Below are 6052 nucleotides of genomic sequence, written 5' to 3'. Positions count from 1 at the left end.
AGGACGAGGCTGGGCCCGATTCTGGGGCAGCCGGCGAGGTGCTCGCGCGGTCGAACGTCGTGCTGGAGGGCTACTGGGAGCAGCCCGAGGAGTCCGCGCGGGCGCTGGCCGACGGCTGGTTCCACACCGGCGACGGCGGCGTCATCGGCGACGACGGCTACCTGACGATCAGCGACCGCAAGAAGGACGTCATCATCACCGGCGGGGAGAACGTCTCCTCGATCGAGGTCGAGGACGTGATCTTCAGCCACCCCGCCGTCGCCGAGGTGGCCGTCATCGGCGTGCCCAGTGAGAAGTGGGGCGAGACGATCAAGGCGCTGGTGGTGCTGGCCGAGGACGAGTCCGTCACCGAGGAGGAGCTGATCCGCTGGTGCAAGGAGAAGGCCGCCGGCTACAAGGCGCCGACGACGGTGGAGTTCCGTGACGAGCTGGCCCGGACCGCGACCGGCAAGCTGCAGAAGTTCAAGCTGCGCGAGCCCTACTGGGAGGGACGGGACCGCCAGGTCAACTGAGTGTCCGGGGGTTTCGAGGCTCAGGCCCTCAGCGGGCCTTCGCACCTCAACCACCGGTTGGCGGCACGTTCGCACCTCAACCACCGGTTGGCGGCACGTTCGCACCAGTTCAAGGGTGGATAGCCTGTTGGACATGCCGACGCTGCGCGAGATCGTCGACCTGGTCCACGGGTGGTACCCGCCCGAGACCGCCGACTCCTGGGATGCCGTCGGGCTGGTGGCCGGCGAGCCGTCGGCCGCCGTCGGCAAGGTGCTGTTCGCGGTGGATCCGGCCCCCGAGGTGGCCGCCGAGGCGGTCGCGTGGGGCGCCGACCTGCTCGTGGTGCACCACCCCCTGTTCCTCAAGCCGGTGCACGGGTTCGCCGCCACCACGCCGAAGGGCCGGACCGTCAGCGCGCTCGCCGGGGCCGGTTGCGCCCTGCTGACCGCCCACACCAACGCGGACCGCGCCGTGGACGGGGTCTCCGACTCGATGGGCCGCGCGCTCGGGCTCACCGACCTGTCTCCGCTGACCGGCGCGACCGGCCCGGCCATGGACAAGCTCGTCGTGTTCGTGCCCGCCGAGAAGGCCGACCACGTCCGCGACGCCGTCGCCGAGGCGGGTGCCGGGGCGATCGGCGACTACGACCGGTGCTCGTTCTCCACGACGGGCGAGGGCAGGTTCCGGCCGCTCGAGGGCGCCAACCCGACCGTCGGATCGGTCGGCAACGTCGAGGTGGTCGACGAGGTCCGGATCGAGTCGGTGCTGCCGCGCCGCCGTCGTACCGCCGTGGTGTCGGCGATGCTGGCCGCGCACCCCTACGAGGAGCCGGCCTACGACGTCCTCGAGCTGGCCGACCCGGGCGTCTCCGAGGCCGGGGTCGGCCGGATCGGCTCGGTCCCGCAGACGACGCTCCAGCACTTCGCCGAGCACGTGGCGCGAGCCCTGCCCGAGACCGCCCCCGGGGTGCGGGTCGCCGGCAACCCGGACCGGGTCGTACGCCGGGTGGCGGTGTGCGGGGGAGCCGGCGACTTCCTGCTCGACGCCGTGCGCGGCACCGACGCCGACGTCTACGTCACCAGCGACCTGCGCCACCACCCCGCGAGCGAGTTCCGCGAGCAGGAGGGGCCCGCCCTCGTCGACGTGGCGCACTGGGCCGCTGAGTGGACCTGGCTGCCCGTGGTCCGGGCGAAGCTCGAGGACGCGCTGGGCGGGATCGGAGCGGGGGATACGGTGGAGACCCGGGTGAGCACGATCCGCACCGACCCCTGGAACTTCCGCATCTAGAAGGAGCCGACGCTGAAAGCCGACCCGTTCGTCCAACTGAAGCTGCTCGACGTCCAGGAGCTCGACGCGCGAGCCGATCAGCTCCGGCACCGGCGGACGCACCTGCCGGAGCTCGGTGAGATCGAGAAGCTCGGGCAGACCCGGGCCGAGCTCGAGGGTCAGAGCCGAGATGCCCGGATCACCGTCGACGACCTGACGGTCGAGCAGAAGAAGATCGACGCCGACGTCGAGCAGGTCAAGGCCCGCCGCGCGCGGGACCGTGACCGGATGGACCAGGGACTGGTCACCAACCCCAAGGACCTCGAGCGGATGCAGCACGAGCGGGTGTCCCTCGAGCGGCGGATCACCTCGCTCGAGGACGAGGAGCTCGAGGTGATGGAACGCGTGGAGGAGGCCCAGCAGGCGCTCGACTCCCTGCTCGAGCAGCTGCGCGCGGCCGACGAGCGGCTCGCGGTCCTCGGCGAGGCCCGCGACCGGCAGCTGCGGGAGATCGACGAGGAGCTCGCCAGGGTCGAGTCGGAGCGGACGCCGACGGCCGCGGACATCCCCGACGACCTGATGGCGCTCTACGACCGGCTCCGGCAGCACAAGGGCGGCGTCGGTGCCGCCGCACTGCGGGCACGGGAGTGCGGCGGCTGCCGGCTCTCCCTCGACAACGCCGAGCTGGCCGTCATCCGCAAGGCACCGAGCGACGAGGTCATCCGGTGCGAGGAGTGCCAGCGAATCCTGGTCCGCACCCACGAGAGCGGTCTCTGAGTGGCCCGAAGCAATGGGGCACAGCACCGGCGCGTCGTCATCGAGGCCGATGGCGGGTCCCGCGGTAACCCCGGGCCTGCGGCCTACGGCGCGGTGCTCAAGGATGCCGACACCGGTGAGGTCATCGCCGAGGACGCCTCGACCATCGGCATCGCCTCCAACAACGTCGCCGAGTACTCCGGCCTGATCGCGGGACTGAACCTGGCCGCGGAGTTCGCGCCGGAGGCCGACATCGAGGTCCGCATGGACTCCAGGCTCGTGGTCGAGCAGATGTCGGGCCGCTGGAAGATCAAGCACGCCAGCATGAAGCCGCTCGCGATCGAGGCCAATCGCCTCGCGCCTTCCGGGACGACGTACACCTGGATGCCGCGCGAGCAGAACCAGCACGCCGACCGCCTCGCCAACGAGGCTCTCGACGGCACGCGGGAGGGCGTGAGCGTCCCCGGCGCCGAGGCCGAGCCGGAGTCGCTGATCGAGGAGATCGAGAGCCCCTCGGAGCAGGCGGAGACCGGCTACCGCGGCTGGGCCCCGGCGGCCGGCCCGCCGACCACGCTGGTCCTGGTCCGGCACGGCGTCACCGCCCACACGACCGAGAAGCGGTTCTCCGGCGGCCTCGCCAGCGCCAACCCCGGGCTCAGCGACGAGGGCCGTGACCAGATCCGGGCGGTGGCGTCGTGGCTCTCGCCGCTGGCGGACCGGGTGGACGGGGTGGTCACCTCACCGGTACGCCGCACCCGGGAGTCCGCGGAGATCCTCGCTGAGGCGCTGGGCCACCCGCTCGAGGAGGAGCCTGGTTTCGCGGAGATGGAGTTCGGGGCCTGGGACGGGCTGACCTTCGCCGAGGTGGCCGAGAAGCACCAGGCCGACCTCGACGCCTGGCTGGGATCCCTCGACGCCGCCCCGGGAGGCACGGGTGAGTCCTTCCGCTCGGTCGAGGAGCGGGTGCTGGCCGGGTTGCAGCGCCTCCTCGACGATCACGCGGGCCGCACCGTGGTCGTGGTCAGCCACGTGACGCCGATCAAGACCCTCGTCGCGCACGCGGTCGACGCCCCGCTCACCTCGGTGTTCCGGATGGAGCTGAGCCCCGCGTCCGTCACCGTGCTGTCGTTCTTCACCGGAGGCAGCGCGGGAGACGAGCCCCGCGCCTCGCTGCGGATGTACAACGCCCTGCCTCCCGGCAACGACGTGTTCGCGGCCGGGCCGCGCTGGTAGGCACGGCGGGCGCTTCTTGCCGCGGCACAGACGTGCCAGTGACCCCGCCGACTCGTGGTGGCGGGGTGTGGGGCGGGGTCATCGTCGTCGGTGCTCGGGCGGGGTGATTGCGGTGGTGCCGGTGTGGTCGCGGTGGAACTCGTGGCCGTGGGGGCTGGTCCAGCGAAAGACACCGAGCGCGATCATGCGGTAGCGCCATCGACCATGAGTCTTGAGTCGATGGTGCCTGGTGCACAGCGCGGCGATGTTGTCGGTGGCGGTCGGTCCACCCCGGTCGGGTTCGTCGTGGTCGTAGGGGATGACGTGGTCCATCTGGCACCGCCGGGCCGGGCGGGTGCACCAAGGGAAGACACAGGTGCCGTCGCGCAGGATCACCTGCTCTCGCAGCCGGTCGGGCACGGCGTACCTGTGGACCCGGATGTGCTCGGCCAGGTCGATCACCGGCTTCACCACCACCCGGGTGTGGCTGTCGGCGCACCAGGCCTTGACCTGGTCGAGCAGCACCAGCCGGTGGCCCTCCTCGAGCCGACCGAGCTCATCGATCACGACCGAGCCGCCGACGTCTTCGCGGGCCAGGCTCGCCGGGAAGTGGAGGTGTAGCTCGACCTGGCGGGGTGCCGGCAGCCGAACTCCGTCGGTGGGCGGTGTTGGCGAAAGCCCGATGGCTCCGCCGGCGAGGTAGAGGGCGAGCTGGTGGCGGGCGAGTTGACCCAGTGCTTTGGCCCGGCGCGCGCCGAGGCCTTCGGTCGAGCCCAGGGCCTTCTGCGCCTCGGCGCCGTGCGCGACGGCGAGGTCGAGGTCGTGGGCGTCGGCGATGTCGAGCTCGGCTTCGACCCGCAGCGTGCCGGCGTAGGCGACCTGGTCGCGGTCCACGGTCACATGGCGCGGATCGGGACCGATCGGGTGGGGGTCGTCCGGATCCACTGGGGGCACCGCAGGTCCGAACCGGCGGATCGCCTCGGCCACCAGCCGGTCCACCTGCGCAACTCCGGAGCGGGCCGCGAACGGCGCCACCTGGACGTCCACCCATCCGGCCGCCGCCTTCGACAGAGCGGGGTGGGCGTGGATGGTCGCCTCGGCGACCCGGCGGGCCCGCCATGCCGGCACCCCGCCGTTCAGCACGCGACGGTAGAGCCGCGGGAGGCGGTGGCGCAGCTCGAGCGCCTGCCCGATCAGATGCTTGGCCGAGACCGTGGACAGGCCGAGCACGGCGCCGAACTCGCCGATGCAGAACTCGGCCACCAGGGGGCACCCCTCGCCGGCGATCTGCTCCTCGTGCTCGGTCCCGGAAACAAGGAACGAGGCGGCATGGTGGATCGACTCCGGCGGATGCGCATCCGCCCACGCACAAGCCAGCTCGAGCAGCTCCGCCTCCGCCGCATCGGCGACCCGACGACGCTCCTTGGCTGCCGACAGCAGGTCGGCGGCGCCGCCCTCCCTGAGCCGGTGTTCGATCATGTGTTCGAGTCTAGACGGAACCGCCGACAATCAGGGGCGACCTTGCACACCCAGATCGAGCTCGCCGAGGGTCTTGCGCACGCGCCGCAAGCGCGCTCGACTGCCGCTGTCCGTGCGCGGTTCTGCCGATGAGCGTGCTCTTCGTCGTCGGCGTCGATACCTTGCTCCCGTGCCCGATGCAGTTGCGACCGTGGCCACCGACGGCGGATGTCTGGCGCTGTGGCGAGCATCTGCATTCGCTGAGGTGGATGGTTATGACGCCTGGGAAGATCGGGTCAACGACCGGCTCCCGGACGCGATCCGATCCGGCGAGTTGGTTCCCGTGGGGATTCAAGGCGACGGAGCCTTCGGCGTGCGCATCGCTGTAGCCCCCGACACGGCAACGGAGCGCGAGGCTAGGTACACCGTCGTGACCAGCCAGCCGTACCTGCTCGTGGCCGACGGCGGCCCGGTGTTCCTGAGCGGTATCGAGGCAGTGGGAGATGAACAGAGGAGCCCGGTGACCCTCTTGTTGCCCGAAGGGCGCTATGCCGTTCGCGCGTCGATCGTGGCTTGGGACGAGGAGCCCGGTGCACGTGGGGCCGATGGGCGTCCCGGCCCGACAGCGTTGGCCGACTTCCTCGTGACGATCGTGCCGAGCGAGGGCAGCGAGACCTTCCGGACGAGCGAGGTCACCTTCGACCCGCCCGACTGAAACGCACTCATCTGCCGCGATCCGCGCGGCCTGCCAAGGTCAGGTCCATACGCGGGTGACCCAAGGCGAGGGTTCGTCCTTGGTCGCTGACCAGGCGGCCAGGGACTCGACCTCGGCACGCCGGACGCCGTCAGGGAAGAAGCCACGCGAGAA

The 6052-nt window shown here is 71.3% G+C and carries 6 protein-coding genes; 5 read left to right on the top strand and 1 reads right to left on the bottom strand.

From position 1 onward, the window contains the following. The 4 genes from VFN12_RS11325 to VFN12_RS11310 all read left to right on the top strand — a co-directional run. Positions 1–512 (top strand): AMP-binding enzyme (locus tag VFN12_RS11325; RefSeq protein ID WP_414690037.1); only part of this gene is annotated, 512 nt, incomplete at its 5' end. A gap of 133 nt (positions 513–645) precedes the next feature. Beyond that, on the top strand, positions 646–1779 hold the full coding sequence (locus VFN12_RS11320) for a Nif3-like dinuclear metal center hexameric protein (RefSeq protein WP_325118787.1): 1134 nt from the start codon (positions 646–648) through the stop codon (positions 1777–1779). A 12-nt stretch (positions 1780–1791) separates the two neighbouring features. Further along, positions 1792–2535 carry a zinc ribbon domain-containing protein gene (locus VFN12_RS11315; protein ID WP_422656557.1) on the top strand — a complete coding sequence of 248 codons (744 nt, stop codon included), beginning with the start codon at positions 1792–1794 and terminating at the stop codon, positions 2533–2535. Beyond that, positions 2536–3747 carry a bifunctional RNase H/acid phosphatase gene (locus VFN12_RS11310; RefSeq protein ID WP_325118785.1) on the top strand — a complete coding sequence of 404 codons (1212 nt, stop codon included), beginning with the start codon at positions 2536–2538 and terminating at the stop codon, positions 3745–3747. A 78-nt stretch (positions 3748–3825) separates the two neighbouring features. Here VFN12_RS11310 and VFN12_RS11305 read toward each other — a convergent pair whose 3' ends face one another. After that, entirely contained in the window at positions 3826–5205 is a 1380-nt protein-coding gene (locus VFN12_RS11305; RefSeq protein ID WP_325118784.1) for an HNH endonuclease signature motif containing protein, read from the bottom strand. 169 nt (positions 5206–5374) lie between these two features. On the opposite strand from VFN12_RS11305, the gene VFN12_RS11300 reads away from it, so the two are divergent. Next, the gene (locus tag VFN12_RS11300; protein WP_325118783.1) at positions 5375–5899 is read left to right on the top strand and encodes a hypothetical protein; all 525 of its coding nucleotides are present in this window, start codon (positions 5375–5377) and stop codon (positions 5897–5899) included. Positions 5900–6052: the final 153 nt, after the last annotated feature.

The organism is Nocardioides sp., from assembly GCF_035703625.1.
Lineage (GTDB): Bacteria > Actinomycetota > Actinomycetes > Propionibacteriales > Nocardioidaceae > Nocardioides.
The sequence above is the reverse complement of the archived record's forward strand: the minus strand, read 5'-3'. Positions and strand labels throughout refer to the sequence as shown.